Source organism: Streptomyces sp. NPDC001709 (genome assembly GCF_053596375.1).
This window is the reverse complement of record NZ_JBSFGB010000003.1, coordinates 255,165-270,982: the sequence shown is the minus strand read 5'-3', so window position 1 is coordinate 270,982 and position 15,818 is coordinate 255,165. Positions and strand designations below refer to the sequence as shown.

Annotated in this window: 12 protein-coding genes and 1 pseudogene; 7 read left to right on the top strand and 6 right to left on the bottom strand. The window is 73.8% G+C overall.

Translation table 11 applies throughout. The annotated features are described in order from the left end of the window. The first annotated feature begins 100 nt into the window (after window positions 1-100). Window positions 101-1,651 (top strand): M1 family metallopeptidase, encoded by a 1,551-nt coding sequence (locus tag ACWC0C_RS06300; RefSeq protein ID WP_450862033.1) that lies wholly within the window; start codon window positions 101-103, stop codon window positions 1,649-1,651. On the opposite strand, the gene ACWC0C_RS06295 is transcribed toward ACWC0C_RS06300, so the two are convergent. From ACWC0C_RS06295 to ACWC0C_RS06280, 4 genes are all read right to left on the bottom strand, one after another. Continuing rightward, window positions 1,652-1,885, bottom strand: a complete 234-nt coding sequence (locus ACWC0C_RS06295) for a DUF4186 family protein (protein ID WP_450862265.1) — start codon at window positions 1,883-1,885, stop codon at window positions 1,652-1,654. 96 nt (window positions 1,886-1,981) lie between these two features. Continuing rightward, a complete protein-coding gene (locus ACWC0C_RS06290; protein ID WP_450862031.1) occupies window positions 1,982-3,073 on the bottom strand; it encodes a mechanosensitive ion channel family protein in 1,092 nt (363 codons plus the stop codon). A gap of 183 nt (window positions 3,074-3,256) precedes the next feature. Further along, window positions 3,257-4,789 (bottom strand): amino acid permease, encoded by a 1,533-nt coding sequence (locus tag ACWC0C_RS06285; protein WP_450862030.1) that lies wholly within the window; start codon window positions 4,787-4,789, stop codon window positions 3,257-3,259. 42 nt (window positions 4,790-4,831) lie between these two features. After that, window positions 4,832-5,818, bottom strand: coding sequence for a hypothetical protein (locus ACWC0C_RS06280; protein ID WP_450862028.1), 987 nt, complete (start codon window positions 5,816-5,818; stop codon window positions 4,832-4,834). A 254-nt stretch (window positions 5,819-6,072) separates the two neighbouring features. Here ACWC0C_RS06280 and ACWC0C_RS06275 point away from each other — a divergent pair, with 254 nt between their 5' ends. From ACWC0C_RS06275 to ACWC0C_RS06255, 5 genes and pseudogenes are all read left to right on the top strand, one after another. Next, window positions 6,073-7,503 (top strand): FGGY family carbohydrate kinase, encoded by a 1,431-nt coding sequence (locus tag ACWC0C_RS06275; protein WP_450862027.1) that lies wholly within the window; start codon window positions 6,073-6,075, stop codon window positions 7,501-7,503. After that, window positions 7,500-8,921: an FAD-dependent oxidoreductase gene (locus tag ACWC0C_RS06270; RefSeq protein ID WP_450862026.1), complete on the top strand. Its 1,422-nt coding sequence runs from the start codon at window positions 7,500-7,502 to the stop codon at window positions 8,919-8,921. The genes ACWC0C_RS06275 and ACWC0C_RS06270 overlap by 4 nt, the downstream gene beginning before the upstream one ends. Before the next feature lie 2 nt (window positions 8,922-8,923). After that, a pseudogene (locus ACWC0C_RS06265) lies at window positions 8,924-9,217 on the top strand (hypothetical protein); the annotation flags it as partial. Window positions 9,218-9,502: 285 nt separating this feature from the next. Then, entirely contained in the window at window positions 9,503-10,660 is a 1,158-nt protein-coding gene (locus ACWC0C_RS06260; protein ID WP_450862263.1) for an NAD(P)/FAD-dependent oxidoreductase, read from the top strand. 39 nt (window positions 10,661-10,699) lie between these two features. Next, a complete protein-coding gene (locus tag ACWC0C_RS06255; RefSeq protein ID WP_450862025.1) occupies window positions 10,700-11,950 on the top strand; it encodes a HEAT repeat domain-containing protein in 1,251 nt (416 codons plus the stop codon). 19 nt (window positions 11,951-11,969) lie between these two features. Here the strand turns inward: ACWC0C_RS06255 and ACWC0C_RS06250 are convergent, their stop codons facing one another. Continuing rightward, window positions 11,970-12,734 (bottom strand): crotonase/enoyl-CoA hydratase family protein, encoded by a 765-nt coding sequence (locus ACWC0C_RS06250; RefSeq protein ID WP_450862023.1) that lies wholly within the window; start codon window positions 12,732-12,734, stop codon window positions 11,970-11,972. Window positions 12,735-12,773: 39 nt separating this feature from the next. After that, on the bottom strand, window positions 12,774-13,823 hold the full coding sequence (locus tag ACWC0C_RS06245; RefSeq protein WP_450862021.1) for a lysylphosphatidylglycerol synthase transmembrane domain-containing protein: 1,050 nt from the start codon (window positions 13,821-13,823) through the stop codon (window positions 12,774-12,776). Window positions 13,824-13,922: 99 nt separating this feature from the next. Between ACWC0C_RS06245 and ACWC0C_RS06240 the strand changes: the two genes are divergently transcribed. Then, window positions 13,923-15,794: an ABC transporter ATP-binding protein gene (locus ACWC0C_RS06240; protein ID WP_450862261.1), complete on the top strand. Its 1,872-nt coding sequence runs from the start codon at window positions 13,923-13,925 to the stop codon at window positions 15,792-15,794. Window positions 15,795-15,818 lie beyond the last annotated feature (24 nt).

Below are 15,818 nucleotides of genomic sequence, written 5' to 3'. Positions count from 1 at the left end.
TCACCCGCAGACCACGGGTGATCGTCACCCGCAGACCACGGGTGATCGTCACCGACCGGCGGCCGGACCGACCGGCCGGCCGCCCGAGCGAAGGCGGACCATGAGATATCGCAGCAGAGTGACGGCCCCGGCGGCCGCGCTCATCGGTACGGCCACGGCGCTGACCGTCGGCTCCCCGGCCCGCGCGGCCGGCACCGGCAGGCGCACGGGGGAGCCGGGCCCGGAGACCCTCGGCGACCCGGTCTTCCCGGCCCTCGGCAACGACGGCTACCGCGTGTCGGCGTACCACCTCGACCTCGCCTACGATCCGACGACCAAGCTGGTGGAGGCCACCGCCGCCCTACGGATCCGCACCACCCGGGCGCTGACCCGGCTCTCGCTGGACGCGCTCGGCCTGGACATACGCTCCGTGTCCGTCTGCGGCCGGACGGCCGACTGGGAGCAGGCCGACGAGAAGTTGCGGATCACCCCCGCCCAGCCGCTCCCCGAGGGCGCGGCCGCGACCGTCTGCGTCGGATACTCCGTCGACCCGCGCCGCGCCCTCGCGCACACGGCCTGGGTGCCCACCCCGGACGGCTTCGCGATATGCCCGCAGCCGAACTCCGCGCACACCGTCTTCCCGTGCAACGACCACCCCTCGGACAAGGCCGCCTTCAGTTTCCGCCTCACCGTCCCGGCCGGGCTGAGCGCGGTCGCGAACGGCCTGCTCACCGACACCGAGACACTCGAGGACGGCCGTACGGCGTACTCGTACCGCTCGCTGTCCCCGATGGCCACCGAACTGGTCCAGGTCACCGTCGGCGACTATGTGATCAAGGAGCGACAGGGGCCGCACGGGCTGCCGCTGCGCGACATCGTGCCGTCGGCCCGCGCCGCGGCCCTGGAACCCGCCCTCGCCCTCACCCCCGGCCTGGTGACCTGGCTGGAGGACCGCCTCGGCGCCTTCCCGTTCGAGACGTACGGCCTGCTGCCGTGCAACTCCGACGACCCGAAGGCCTTCGACTTCACCGGCCTGGAGACCCAGACCCTCACCCTGTACAAGCCGAACTTCCTGCTCCAGGAGGAGAAGAAGATCGGCTCGCACATGATGCACGAGCTGGTCCACTCCTGGTTCGGCAACCTGGTCAGCCCCGCCACCTGGGCCGACCTGTGGCTGAACGAGGGCCACGCCGACTACTACGGGCTGCTGTACCGCTACGAGCGCGGCTGGACCGACTCCCTCGGCTACAGCACGTTCGAAGACCGCATGAAGTACACCTACGGCCTCGGCGACCAGTGGCGGCACGACTCGGGCCCGGTCGCCGCCCCGAACGCCGTCAACCTCTTCGACAGCCAGCGCTACACGGGCGGCGTGCTGGTCCTGTACGCGCTGCGGCAGGTCGTCGGCGAGGACGTCTTCCACGCGATCGAGCGCGGCTTCCTGGACCGGTACCGGAACTCCTCGGCCTCGACGGAGGACTACATCGCCCTCGCCTCGGAGGTCTCCGGCCAGGACCTGTCCGGCTTCCTGCGCGACTGGCTCTACGGCACCAGGACCCCGCGCATGCCGGGCCACCCCGACTGGACGGTGACCCCGGTCAGCTCGTCGCTCATGGCCCCGCACAGCAGGCGCGCAGGCCACTGGCACGAGAATTCCGCGACGCTGCTCTGATCAGCGCGGGCGGGCGGGGCCGGGACCGTCCCCGCCCGCCATCTCCCGCCCCTTGGGAATCCCGTGCGAGCGCTCCAGACAGCCCCGGCAGCAGGTGGCCGTCGCGTGCTGCGCGACGAACACCGGGTGGCCGCGATACGGCGTCTGCTTGCCGTCCTTGTACGGCTCGGCCGGCGCGAGCCGCTTCGCGATCAGGTCGTACGCGTGCCACCGGATCGTCGCCGGCCCCTTCAGCCCGGCGGATCAAGTCGGAGGGAAGAAACGGGGCCTGATCAACCCTCGCGTCTCCGGCATGATCCGCCGGACAGGCCCTGGCCGCCCGCGGCCGGGCTACTGGGCCGCAGTGGCTCCCGGCGTCATCTCCTCCCCGCTCCGCTGGTGCGGAATCACCACCGTCCCCTGCTGCAGCGTCACCGTGCGCGTCGGGGGCGGGACGGTGATGCCCTCCGCGCGGTAGCGGCGGTGCAGGCGCTTGATGAACTCGTGCTTGATGCGGTACTGGTCGCTGAACTCGCCGACGCCGAGGATCACCGTGAAGCCGATGCGGGAGTCGCCGAAGGTGTGGAAGCGGATGGCGGGCTCGTGGTCCGGCACGGCGCCCTCGACCTCCCGCATGACCTCCGCGACGACCTCCGCCGTCACCCGCTCCACGTGCTCCAGGTCGGAGTCGTAGCCCACCCCGGCCTGCACCAGGACCGTCAACCGCTGTTCGGGGTGGGTGAAGTTGGTCATGTTGGCCTTGGCGAGCTGGCCGTTGGGAATGACCACCAGGTTGTTGGAGAGCTGGCGGACCGTCGTCTGGCGCCAGTTGATGTCGACGACGTATCCCTCCTCGCCGCTGCCGAGGCGGATGTAGTCGCCCGGCTGGACCGTCTTGGAGGCCAGGATGTGGATGCCCGCGAAGAGGTTGGCCAGCGTGTCCTGCAGCGCGAGGGCCACCGCGAGACCGCCGACACCGAGGGCGGTCAGCAGGGGCGCTATCGAGATGCCGAGCGTCTGCAGGACGACCAGGAAGCCGATCGCCAGGACCAGCACCCGGGTGATGTTGACGAAGATGGTCGCCGAGCCCGCCACGCCCGAGCGGGACTGGGTGACCGAGCTGACCAGGCCGGAGATCACCCGGGCCGCGGACAGGGTCACCACGAGGATCAGCCACACCTCGAGGATCTGGTTGGTGTGGTGCTGCACGGTCCGGGTCAGCGGCAGCACGGCCGCTGCCGCCGCCGCGCCGCCCGCGATCGCCGCCCACGGCACGACCGAGCGCAGCGCGTCCACGATGACGTCGTCGCCGCTCCACTTGGTCCGCTTGGCGTGCTTGGCCAGCCAGCGCAGCAGGGTGCGCGACAGGAAGGCGAGCAGCAGGCCCGCCGCGAGGGAGACGCCCGCGAGGACGAGGTCGTCGAGGGTCACCGCGCGGTTCACCGGTCACCTCCGGGGCGCGCGCCTGCTGCGGAGTTGTGAAGTGTCGTCACCTTGTCACCTGCTCGATGTGCGGGATGTGCGATCGCGCCGGCCGGAGGAACTCCGGAGACCGGCGCGATCGCACATCCTGCCGCATCCGGAACGCCGGTTCGTACCAGGACCGGTGCTCCTCGGACAGTTCGCTCAGACGATGCCCTCCGCGAGTTCGGCCTGATCGCGGTCGTCGCCGTACGCGGCGGCGGTCGGGGTGCCGTAGGACCGGCGGGCGACGTACCACCAGATGCTCGCCAGGATCAGCACGACGGCGAGCGCCACCGACGCGTAGTTCATCGTGTCCACGGTGACGGGCGAGGCCTGCGGCAGGCAGAACAGCACGGTCACACAGGCCACCCAGATCACCGCGATCCAGCCGATCGGCTTGCTCCAGCGGCCCAGCTGCCACGGCCCCGGCCGGAAACGGTCGCCCGCGCGCAGCCGCAGCAGCACGGGGATCGCGTAGGCGGGGGTGATGCCGATGACGTTGATGGCGGTCACCGCGTTGTACGCCGTGGCCGAGTACAGCGACGGCAGGGCGAGCACGCACGCCACGATGACGGACAGCCAGACGGCGGCGACCGGCGTCTGGGTGCGGCTGCTGACCTTGCGCCACAGGTGGGAGCCGGGCAGCGCGCCGTCGCGGCTGAACGCGAACACCATCCGGCTGGCCGCGGCGACCTCGGCGTTCCCGCAGAACAGCTGGGCGATGATCACCACCAGGAGCAGGGCGCTCGCGCCGCCGGTGCCCAGGCCGTCGAGCAGGATCTGCGCGGGCGGCACACCGGTGTCGGTGGTGCGCGTGGCGTCGTAGTTCTGGATGGCGAAGGTCAGGCCGGCGAGCAGCACGAAGCCGGCGATCCAGGACGCCCAGATGGACCGCACGATGCCGCGCGCCGCGAACACCGAGGCCTGCGAGGTCTCCTCGGACAGATGCGCTGAGGCGTCGTAGCCGGAGAAGGTGTACTGCGCGAGCAGCAGGCCGATCGCCGCCACGTAGACCGGGTTGTGCCAGCCGGTGTCGTTGACGAACTTGGTGAACACGAAGGACGCCGACTGGTGGTGGTCGGGGACGATCGCGAGGGCGCCGACGATCAGCGCGACACCCGCGAGGTGCCACCACACGCTGACCGAGTTGAGCACACTGACCAGGCGGACGCCGAACAGGTTCAGCACCGCGTGCAGCAGCAGGATGGCGCAGAAGATCAGCATGGTCTTGCCGGGCGTGGGCGTGAAGCCCCACTGCAGGTTCGCGAACGCGCCGGTGAACAGGGCGGCGCCGTAGTCGATACCCGCGATCGCGCCGAGCAGACCGAGCAGATTCAGCCAGCCGGTGTACCAGCCCCAGCGCCGGCCGCCGAGCCGGTCGGCCATGTAGTACAGCGCGCCGGAGGTCGGGTAGGCGCTGGTGACCTCCGCGAGCGCGAGGCCGACGCACAGGACGAACAGGCCGACGCCGGCCCAGCCCCACAGCATGACGGCGGGGCCGCCGGTGTTCAGGCCGAAGCCGTACAGGGTCATGCAGCCGGACAGGATCGAGATCACCGAGAAGCTGATCGCGAAGTTGCCGAAACCGCCCATCCGGCGGGCCAGCACCGGACGGTAGCCGAGTTCGCGCAGCCGCTGCTCCTCGTCCTGCTGGAGCAGGCCCGGGGCGGGCGCGGGATCGGGGGTGGGGGACATGCGGGGGACCTCCCGGTCAAGGGGCTTGGGGACAGGGCACGTTCAGGGGCGTGAGCCGTCCGCGGCCGCCCGGCAGCGGTCCCGGGCCTGGCTGAAGACCTCCACGGCACGGGCGCGGTCGGGCGTGCGGTACATCCAGGGCGGGGGTGTGAAGTACGGGCCGATGGCGTCGAACACCCGAGCCGCGTCGGGGAATTGCAGCGAGCCCCACAGGGCGTGGGCCAGATGGTTGAGGTCCAGCAGCGAGCGTTCGGCGTGGTGGGTGTGCTCGAACCAGGAGCGCAGGGCGCGCATCGCCTCACGCGCCGCGTCCTCCGCCACCCAGTGCAGGTCGAGCGCCGCGTCGTGCCCGCTGTCGCGCCGGTAGCGCTCGACGCGGACGTACAGCGGCAGCACGTGCAGCGCCGAACCGGACGGCGCCTGCCCGGCCGCCCACTGCGCATAGCCAGCGGCCTCCGCGAGCCGCCCCGAGCCGCCGCGCACATACAGGAACTGGAGCATCCGGTGGTGGGCCTCGCGGTTGTACGGGTCGCGCCGGCCGGCCTCGGCCAGCAGTCCCCACGGCCCCGGCGGCAGCATCGGCTCGGGCGCCGGCGCCCGGTGCTCCTCCCAGCGCTGCTCCGGATCAAGCTGGGCCAGCGCCAGCAGACACACCCAGGGCACCGGGTCCTGTGGCGCGATCCGGGTGGCGGACTGGGCGGCGTCCCAGGCCTCGATCCACAACTCGTGGGTACGGCGGTGCTTCTCCCGCTGGGCGCGCAGCGCCCGCTCCACACCGACCCGCGCGTGCATCACCGCGGCGTGTACGCTGCCCGGCTCCTCCGCGAGCCACGCCCGCACCACGTCGGTGCCGGCCGCGGCCGCCGCGAGGACCTGGGTGCGCTGGGTCCACTGCCACCCGGGCGTGGTGTCCGCGAGCAGCGCGCGCATGGCCATCCAGCGGCCGGTGCGCAGGTCCTGCAGTGCGGAGCGCAGGGCGTGGTCCGGGCCGGCGGGGTCGTAGGAGGGACGGGGTCCTTCTCTGGCCATCAGCCTTCGGTCCCGGGCCACGGGCGCACGGGCGGTGTGGCGGGCTGGCGTAGCAACAGCTCTCCTGTGGGCGGCGATTGTGGGGGTGCGCGCTGGTCGGCGGTCACTATAGAGGGGTGGGTTCCCCCTCGCTATTGTTGCCAACTCAACCATTTATCCCGGCAAGTTGAACACCAGGACGAGCTTGACGCCGGACGCGGCGCGACGGCAGGCTGACGCGATGTGATCGTCGGGGCGAAACGGGAGAGGGCGCGATGACCGGGCCGGTGCTCGCGGTCGACCAGGGCACGTCCGGCACCAAGGCCCTCGTGGTCTGCCCGGAACGCGGCGTGCTGGGCTCCGGATTCGCCGAGGTCCGCCCGCGGTACCTGCCCGGCGGACTGGTCGAGGCGGACCCGGCCGAGCTGTACGACTCCGTGGTCGACGCCGGTCGGCGGGCGCTCGCCGAGGCCGGCGAGGACGTCGTGGCGCTGGGCCTGGCCAACCAGGGCGAGACCGTCCTCGCCTGGGACCCCGCCGACGGCCGCCCGCTCACCGACGCCCTGGTGTGGCAGGACCGGCGCGCCGAGACCGTGTGCGCCGAACTCGCCGAACACGCCGAGGAGTTGCGGCAGCTGACCGGCCTGCCCCTCGACCCGTACTTCGCCGCGCCCAAGATGGCCTGGATCCGCCGCCACCTCACCCGCGAGGGCGTCGTCACCACCTCCGACGCCTGGCTCGTCCACCGCCTCACCGGCGCCTACGCCACCGACGCCGCCACCGCCGGCCGTACCCAGCTCCTCGACCTGGACCGCGCACAGTGGTCGCCGAGGGCCCTGGAGGTCTACGGCCTGGCGGACGAACGGCTCCCGGAGGCGGCCGACAACGCCCAGCACATCGGCACGACCACGGCGTTCGGCCGCGAGATCCCGCTCACCGGGCTGTGCGTCGACCAGCAGGCCGCCCTGCTCGCCCAGCGCATCACCGCACCCGGAGCCGCCAAGTGCACCTACGGCACCGGCGCGTTCCTGCTCGCGCACACCGGTGACCGCCCCCGGCGCGGCACCTCCGGCCTGGTCAGCTGCGTGGCCTGGCGGCTCGCCGGAACCACCGGCTACTGCCTGGACGGCCAGGTCTACACCGCCGCCTCCGCCGTCCGCTGGCTCATCGACCTCGGGGTCATCTCCTGCGCCGCCGACCTCGACCCCGTCGGCGGCGCCGTCCCCGACAGCGGCGGCGTCACCTTCGTGCCCGCCCTCGCCGGACTCGCCGCCCCCTGGTGGCGCGGCGACGTGCGCGGTTCGCTCACCGGACTGGGCCTCGACACCGGACCCGGCCACCTGGTGCGCGCCCTGTGCGAGGGCATCGCCGCCCAGGTCGCCGAACTCGCCGACGCGGCCGCCGCCGACCTCGGCGCCCCGCTGGACACCCTCCGCGTCGACGGCGGCCTGACCCGCTCGGCCCTGCTCATGCAGACCCAGGCCGACCTGCTGCAACGCCCCGTCGAGGTGTCCGCGCTGCCCGACGCCACCGCCCTCGGCGCGGCCGCCCTGGCCCGCCTCGGCGCGGACCGTACCCTGGGCGTCGAACAGGCCCTGCCCGACTGGAAGCCCGCCGCCGTGTACGAACCCCGCATCACCGCCGACCAGGCCGCCGAACGCCGCGCCCGCTTCCGCACCGCCGTCGCGGCCCTGCTCGGCTCATGACCGTCGCCGTCACCGCGGAAGGCCCGCTGCCCCCGCGGACGTACGACGTCGTGATCGTCGGCGCCGGTGTCGTCGGCTGCGCCATCGCCCGTGAACTCGCCCGCCACCCGGGCCTGAGCGTCGCCCTCGTCGAGGCCCAGGACGACGTCGGGCAGGGCACCTCCAAGGCCAACACCGCGATCCTGCACACCGGTTTCGACGCCACCCCCGGGACCCTGGAGGCTCGGCTGGTCCGCGAGGGGTACGAGCGGCTCGGCGCCTACGCGGCCGAGTCCGGCATCCCCGTCGAACGCGTCGGCGCCCTGCTGGTCGCCTGGGACGAGGAACAGCTGGCCGCCCTGCCCCGGCTGGCCGCGAAGGCGGAGCGCAACGCCTACCACGCGACCCGCCTGCTGGACCCCGGCGAGCTGTATGCCCGGGAACCCCACCTCGGCCCCGGAGCACTGGGTGCCCTGCACGTTCCCGGCGAGAGCATCATCTGCCCCTGGACGACCACGCTGGCGTACGCCACGCAGGCGGTCCGCTCGGGAGTGGACCTGCACCTGAACACCGCTGTGCGCCAGGCGAGTTACGCACCGGACGACGGCCACCGCCTGACCACCTCCCGCGGCACCCTGCGCGCCCGTCGCCTGGTCAACGCGGCCGGACTGCACGCCGACAGCGTCGACCGGCTGCTCGGGCACGAGGACTTCACCGTCACCCCGCGCCGCGGCCAGCTCCTGGTGTACGACAAGTTCGCCCGCCCGCTCGTCCGGCACATCCTCCTGCCCGTCCCGACGGCGCTCGGCAAGGGCGTCCTGGTCGCACCCACCGTCTACGGCAACGTCCTGCTCGGACCCACCGCCGAGGACCTGGACGACAAGCGGGCCACCGGCTCCACCGCCGAGGGCCTGGCCGAACTGCGCGACAAGGGCCGCCGTATCCTGCCCGCCCTGCTCGACGAGGACGTCACCGCCGTCTACGCCGGGCTGCGGGCGGCCACCGGCCAGGAGGACTACCGGATCGCCGCCCACCCCGAACAGGCGTACATCACCGTCGGCGGCATCCGCTCCACCGGCCTGACCGCGTCCCTGGCCATCGCCGCCCATGTCACCGGCCTGCTGGCCGACGCCGGACTGGACCTCGGTCCGGTGCGCGAGCCGGAGCCGGTGACCATGCCCAACCTCGGCGAGGCCTTCCCGCGCCCCTACCAGCGGCCCGAACTCATCGCCGCCGACCCCGAGTACGGCACGCTCGTCTGCCACTGCGAACGCGTCTCCCGCGGAGAGATCCGCGACGCCCTCGCCGGTACGATCCCGCCCCGTACCCTGGACGGCCTGCGCCGCCGCACCCGGGCACGGGCGGGCCGGTGCCAGGGCTTCTACTGCGGGGCGGCGGTACGGGACCTCTTCGAGACGGCACGCGGCGGGAGGACCTGAGCATGACGGCCGAGCGAGGGGGACCGGGCGCGGGTGGGGCGCGGGGGGTGCGGGGTGCCGGTGGGGCGCCGGGCGTGCCGGATCTCGGCGGGGTGCAGGGCGTGTCGGGTGTTGGTGGGGCGCGGGGCGTGTCGGGTGTCGACGGGGCGCCGGGCGTCTTGGGTGTCGGTGGGGCGCCGGGCGCCTGGGTCCCGCGCGTCCGCCGGGTCGACGTCCTGGTCGTCGGTGCGGGGCCCGCGGGTCTGGTCGCCGCCGCACGCCTCGCGGCCTCCGGAGCAGGCCGGGTCGAGGTGCTGGAGCGTGAGCAGGTGGCCGGGGGAGTACCCAGGCACTGCGCCCACGGCGGCTTCGGCACCCGCACACACCCGCGGACCGGCCCCGAGTACGCCCGTCTGCTGGTCGAGGCGGCCGAGCGGGCGGGCGCGGTCGTCCGGACCGGGGTGACGGTCCTGGATTGGGCGGGGGCGGGGTTGTCGGTGGCCGGGGACGGCCAGGACTCGGCGGTGGCCGGAGTGCCAGGGGCGGGGCTGGGTGTTCCGGGCGGGGGTCTTGCCGGGGGGTTCGCGGCGCGTCCGGGCGTTGTGGACCAGGGTGTCGCCGGGGTGTCCGAGGTGGGGTCAGGCACTGTGGACCGGCGTGTGGTCGGCGAGTTCCCGGCGGTTTCGGCCGGGAGCGGCCGGGGCGTGCATGCGAGTGCGGCGCTTCCCGGACCGGAGCAGGGCCCGTTGCCCAACGCCGTCGGTCCGGAGCAGGACCCGTTGCCCAACGCCGTCGGTGCGGAGCGAGGTCTGGTGCTCACCGCCGTTGGACCCGGTGGGCCGGAGACGATCGAGGCGCGGGCCGTTGTCCTCGCCACCGGTGCCCGGGAGCGTCCGCGTACCGCTCGGTTGGTGCCCGGCACCCGACCCGCCGGCGTCTACACCACCGGTGAACTCCAGCAGGCGGTCCATCTGTTCGGGCAGCGCATCGGCGCCCGCGCGGTGGTCGTCGGCGCCGAGGGCGTCTCCTACGCCGCGGCCGTCACCGTGCGCGCGGCCGGTGCCGAGGTCGTCGCCCTGGTCACGGACCAGCCCCGCGCCCAAGTCCCGTTGCACCGAGCCCAGCCGGCCCGTCTGCGGCACCGCATTCCGCTGCTGACGGAGACCACGGTCGCCGAACTCATCGGCCACGGCCGTCTGTCCGGCGTCCGCGTGCGCCACCGCGACGGCCGTACCGCCGTACTGGCCTGTGACACCGTCGTGTTCACCGGTGACTTCGTCCCCGACCACGAACTCGCCCGGCGCGGCGCCCTCGCCCTGGACCCCGGCACCCGCGGCCCCGCCGTCGGCGGCCGCCTGCACACCTCGCGCCCCGGGGTCTTCGCCGCCGGGAACGTCCTGCACCCCGTCGAGCCCGCCGGTACCGTGGCCCGGGAGGGTGCCCGCGCGGCCGAGGCCGTCCTGGACTTCCTCGCGGGCACCGCCTGGCCCGGCTGTGGAGTCCCGCTCGCCGTCGAGGCGCCGCTGCGCTGGATCGCCCCGAACCGCATCACCCCGCGGGCCCGGCCGGAACGTTACGTCTTGCGCACCACGGTCCCCCTGCGCCGGCCCGTGCTGTACGTCCGCCAGGACGGCCGCCTGCTGCACCGCGAGCGACTCGGCCCCGGCACCGCCCTGCCCAACCGCACCCTGACCCTCACCGCCCGCTGGCACGACCGCGTCGACCCCGAGGGCGGTCAGGTGCGGGTGAGCACCGGCTGAGCCGATCCGTTGTCAGTGCCGTGTGGGACAGTTCGGCCCGTGACCGACACGAACCTCCCCCTGGCGGGACTCGACGCCGTCGACTGGCCGGCCCTCACCCACGCCTACGGCCCCGCCGACGACGTGCCCGGGCAGCTGCGCGCCCTGTGCTCCCCGGACCCCGACGAGCGGCACAAGGCGCTGGACGCCCTGTACGGCAACATCTTCCACCAGGGCAGCCGGTACCCGGCGACGGCGGCGGCGGTGCCGTTCCTGGCGCGCATGGCGGCCGACCCGGCGCTGCCCGGCCGGGCCGCGCTGGTCGAGCTGCTGGCGTCGCTCGCCGTCGGCTACGACGAGGCGCATCTGCCCGCCGGCGTGGCGGTGGCGGGCTGGCGGCGCGAGGTCGACGAGTTCCTCGCCCGGGACCCGGAGGAGATACGCGCCGAGTTCGACGCCTGGGTCGAGGAGGCGACCGAGGAGCGCGAGCGGCGCAGCCGGGAGTTCCGGCGCAGCATGTTCGACCACGACCACCAGCGCGAGGCCGTGCAGGCGGAGCTCGGCGCCTACGACGCGGTGCGCCGCGAACTGCCCGGCCTGCTCGCGCTGCTGGACGACGACGAGCCGGCCGTACGGGCCGCGGCGGCGTATCTGCCGGCCTGGTTCCCCGAGGAGGCCGGCCGGACGCTGCCGCGTCTGCTGCGGCTGCTCGACGAGGAGACCGAACCCGTGGTCCTGGCCACCGCCGTCGTCACGGCTGGGCTGCTGGGCGACGGCGAACTCGTGGACCGGCTGCGGGCGTTCCTCGCGTCGCAGGAGCCGGTGGTGCGCTGGGCGGCGGCCACCGCGCTGGCCCGCCTCGGCGGCGCCGGTGTCGCGGACGCCGTGCGCGTCGACGTGCTGACGGAACTCGCGGCCGTCGAGGACGAACAGCCCGAGACCGGTTCCCTCCGCGTCCTCTTCCACGAGGGCGACCTGCGGGGTTACGCCGCCGCCTCCCTCGTCCTGCTCGCCGACCGGTTCCCGGACGAGGCCCTGGACGCGGTCACGGGCGCACTGACCGTCACCTCGGGTCCGGCCGCCTTCCCGGTCGCCGGGGCCGCACTGCGGCTGGCGTTCGGCGAGCCGGTGCCGGGCGGCGTCGGGGCGTTCGAGGAGCTCGGGGAGCGCCAGCGGCGCCTGGTACGGGTGCTCGCCGGACTCGACACGCAGACCTGGCAGTGGGTGAACCTCTGGAGCACCGTACGCGCCTGGGGACTGCCCACACCGCGCAATCCCCTGCGGGTCTACGCCGGGCTCCCCGAGGAGTAGGGACGGCGGGCCGGCCGGTTCACAGGTCCGTGAACGACCCGTGCCGCCCCGCCCCCGAGGCGAACCGGGCGGCACCCCGCTCGATCTGCCCCAACACGCCCATGCCATGGCGGAGTTCACCGCCCAGTGCCCCCTCCTCGTCCAGCCCCTCCTGGTCGAGGACCGAGGCACGGTCGCCGCGCAGACAGGCCTGCGGGAAACGGGCGATGTCCGCCGCCAGCGCCTCGGCCTCGGCACGGGCGTGTCCGGCAGGCACGACACGGTTGGCGAGCCCCATCTCGTAGGCCTCACGGGCCGGTACCGGCCGCCCGGTGAGGATCATGTCCATGGCCCGGCTGGTGCCGATCAGCCGGGGCAGCCGTACCGTGCCGCCGTCGATCAGCGGCACGCCCCAGCGGCGGCAGAACACCCCGAACACGGCGTCCTCCTCCGCGACCCGCAGATCGCACCACAGGGCCAGCTCCAGACCGCCCGCCACCGCGTGCCCGGCGACGGCGGCGATCACCGGCTTCGACAGCCGCATCCGCGTCGGCCCCATCGGCCCGTCGCCGTCCTCGGCCACCCGGTTGCCGCGTTCCGTACCGATCGCCTTGAGGTCCGCCCCCGCGCAGAACGTGCCGCCCTCACCCCACAGCACCGCCACCCGGGCGTCGTCGTCGGCCTCGAACTCCCGGAAGGCGGCGGCGAGATCCGCCGCCGTCGGGCCGTCCACCGCGTTGCGGGCCTCCGGCCGGGAGAGGACGACCGTGGTGACGTACTCCGTGCGCTCCACGCGGACCGGCATGACAAGCCCTCCTCGTTCTGGTCGGAAGGCCACTCTGCCTCAGATGACCTTGAACCGTACGAGCGCCCCCAGCGTCAACGCGCCCGGCAGCAGCGGCACCCACACCGTGATGATGCGGTAGGCCAGGACCACCGCCGTGGCCACCGCGGCCGGGCCGCCCACCGCGACCAGGGCCACGATCAGCGCCGCCTCGACCGAGCCCAGTCCGCCCGGTGTGGGCACCAGGGCCACCGCGACGGTCGCCGCGAGGTAGGCGAGCGCCATGTGCGCGGGCGGCACCGGCAGCCGCAGCGCCTGGCCGACCGCGGTGAGACCGGCCGCCTGCAGCGCGGGGAAGGCCAGCGAGCCGCCCCACAGGGCCAGGGCCCGGGACGGCCGGGTGTGCACCGACCGTGCCTCGCCCAGGGCGTCCCGCACGAACCCGGACACGCGCCTGCGCAGCGGTCGTAGCAGGGCCACGACGGCCGCTGCCACCGCCAGCAGGCCGGCCGCGCCCAGCAGCAGCGGGAGCGCCGAGCCGTCCGGCAGCAGGGGGCCGAGCCGCAGTGCGTCGGGGAAGGCGAGCAGCAGCGCGGCCAGCAGGCCGAGCCGGCCCACGGACTCGGCCAGCAGATACAGGGCGAGCGCGGCCGAAGAGCGGGCGAGCGGCACCCCGCACACGGTCATGAAGCGCAGGTTCACCGCGCCCGCGCCGAGCCCGGTGGGCAGCAGGTGGTTGGCCGAGGACGCCGCGAACTGGGTGGCCAGCAGCCGCGCCTTCGGCAGCGGCTGCATCACCGCGCCCTGGCGGGTGAAGGCGGCGGCCACCCAGCTCAGGCAGGTGGCGCCGGCCGCCGCGAGCAGCCACGGCCAGTCGGCCGTGCGCAGCTGGCCGAAGCCCTCGACGAGCAGCGAGCGGTTCCGCACGGCGATCACGGCGACGAGCACGAGCGGCACCAGGCACAGCACCTGGCGGACGGGGACGCGACGGGGGAGTCGTCCCCGGGGGCCTGGGGAGAACGGGACGGCAGTCACATCCGCAGAGGCTTTCCGCGCCGCCCCAACGGCGGATGGCGGATGCGGGGACTCCGGCTTACAGGCTGTGGTCATCGGGGCCTCCGGGGTGTCGGGCAGGGACGCCGGTGCGGGTGAAATGAGACGGACATTGACCTCAACGAAGCTTGAGGTTCTACGTTCTCTCCCATGAGCATGGAGACCACCGCATGGATGCAGCTGCACAGCGTGATGAACGCACAGTCCGAGCGTCGTCCGTTCGCCCGCGCCACGCTGCGCCGGATCGCCGCCTTCGCCCGCCCGCACCGCTCGGGCATCGTCCGGTTCGTGCTGCTCGGGGTGGTGACCGCGCTGCTCGCCGTGGCCACGCCCATGCTCGCCGGCCGCGTCGTCGACGCGATCGTGGCGGGGCACGACTCCGGCACGGTGGTCCGGCTCTCCCTGCTCATCGCGCTCGTCGCGCTCGCGGAGGCGGGGCTCGGCATCCTCGGGCGGCGGCTGTCGGCGTCGCTCGGGGAGGGACTCATCCTCGACCTCAGAACGGCTGTGTTCGATCATGTGCAGCGCATGCCCGTCGCGTTCTTCACACGGACTCGTACGGGAGCGCTGGTCAGCCGGCTCAACAACGATGTGATCGGCGCCCAGCGGGCGTTCGCCAACACCCTGTCGGGCGTGGTGAGCAACCTGGTCACCCTGCTGCTCACCCTCGCGGTGATGCTCACGCTGTCCTGGCAGATCACCCTGCTCGCGCTGGGGCTGCTGCCGGTGTTCGTGCTGCCCGCCCGGCGTATGGGTACCCGGATGGCGCTGATGCAGCGGGAGGCGGCGGCGCTGAACGCGGCCATGGGTACCCGGATGACCGAGCGCTTCTCCGCCCCCGGCGCCACCCTGGTCAAGCTGTTCGGCCGCCCCGAGGAGGAGTCGGCGGAGTTCGCGGCCCGCGCCGCGCGGGTGCGGGACATCGGCGTGCGCACGGCAACGGCCCAGTCGGTGTTCATCACCTCCCTCACCCTGGTCTCCGCCCTCGCCCTGGCCCTCGTCTACGGCCTCGGCGGCTGGTTCGCGCTGCACGACACCCTGCAGGCCGGCGCGGTCGTCTCCCTCGCCCTGCTGCTCACCCGCCTCTACGCCCCGCTCACGGCGCTGGCCGGCGCCCGGGTCGAGGTGATGAGCGCCCTCGTCAGCTTCGAGCGGGTCTTCGAGGTGCTGGACCTGAAGCCGCTGATCGAGGAGAAGCCGGACGCCCGCGAAGTCCCCGAGGGTCCGGTCGCCGTCGAGTTCGAGGACGTCCGCTTCTCCTACCCCTCGGCCGAGCAGGTCTCCCTCGCCTCTCTGGAGGAGGTCGCCGCCCTCGACACCCGCGGCGGCTCCGAGGTCCTGCACGGCGTCTCCTTCCGCGCCGAACCCGGCCAGACCGTCGCCCTCGTGGGCTCCTCCGGCGCCGGCAAGTCCACCATCGCCCAGCTGCTGCCGCGCCTGTACGACGTCGACGCGGGCGCCGTCCGCATCGGCGGGGTCGACGTCCGTGACCTCACCGCCGCCTCCCTGCGCGGCACCCTCGGCATGGTGACCCAGGACGGCCACCTGTTCCACGACACGGTCCGCGCCAATCTGTTGCTGGCCCGCCCCGAGGCCGCGGACGAGGAACTCTGGGACGCCCTCGGCCGCGCCCGCCTCGCCGAGGTCGTACGGTCCCTGCCCGACGGCCTGGACACGGTCGTCGGCGAGCGCGGCTACCGGCTCTCCGGCGGTGAACGCCAGCGGATGACCATCGCCCGGCTGCTGCTGGCCCGCCAGCGCGTGGTCATCCTGGACGAGGCCACCGCCCACCTGGACAACACGTCCGAGGCGGCCGTCCAGGAGGCCCTCACCGAGGCCCTGGAGGGCCGCACCGCGGTGGTCATCGCCCACCGCCTGTCCACGGTCCGGGCCGCCGACCAGATCCTGGTCGTGGAGTCCGGCCGGATCGTGGAACGGGGCACGCACGAGGAGCTGTTGGCGGACGAGGGACGGTACGCGGAGCTGTACCGGACGCAGTTCGCGGAGCGGGGGGCTGCCGCGGCTTAGCGGTTGCGGGGGCTCGGCGCAGGG

What these genes read in the sequence shown, in the direction of transcription:
- ACWC0C_RS06300 (WP_450862033.1), top strand. Translation starts at nt 101, where the DNA reads ATGAGATATCGCAGCAGAGTGACGGCCCCGGCGGCCGCGCTCATCGGT.
- ACWC0C_RS06285 (WP_450862030.1), bottom strand. Translation starts at nt 4,789, where the DNA reads ATGTCCCCCACCCCCGATCCCGCGCCCGCCCCGGGCCTGCTCCAGCAG.
- ACWC0C_RS06280 (WP_450862028.1), bottom strand. Translation starts at nt 5,818, where the DNA reads ATGGCCAGAGAAGGACCCCGTCCCTCCTACGACCCCGCCGGCCCGGAC.
- ACWC0C_RS06275 (WP_450862027.1), top strand. Translation starts at nt 6,073, where the DNA reads ATGACCGGGCCGGTGCTCGCGGTCGACCAGGGCACGTCCGGCACCAAG.
- ACWC0C_RS06270 (WP_450862026.1), top strand. Translation starts at nt 7,500, where the DNA reads ATGACCGTCGCCGTCACCGCGGAAGGCCCGCTGCCCCCGCGGACGTAC.
- ACWC0C_RS06250 (WP_450862023.1), bottom strand. Translation starts at nt 12,734, where the DNA reads ATGCCGGTCCGCGTGGAGCGCACGGAGTACGTCACCACGGTCGTCCTC.
- ACWC0C_RS06245 (WP_450862021.1), bottom strand. Translation starts at nt 13,823, where the DNA reads ATGACCACAGCCTGTAAGCCGGAGTCCCCGCATCCGCCATCCGCCGTT.
- ACWC0C_RS06240 (WP_450862261.1), top strand. Translation starts at nt 13,923, where the DNA reads ATGGAGACCACCGCATGGATGCAGCTGCACAGCGTGATGAACGCACAG.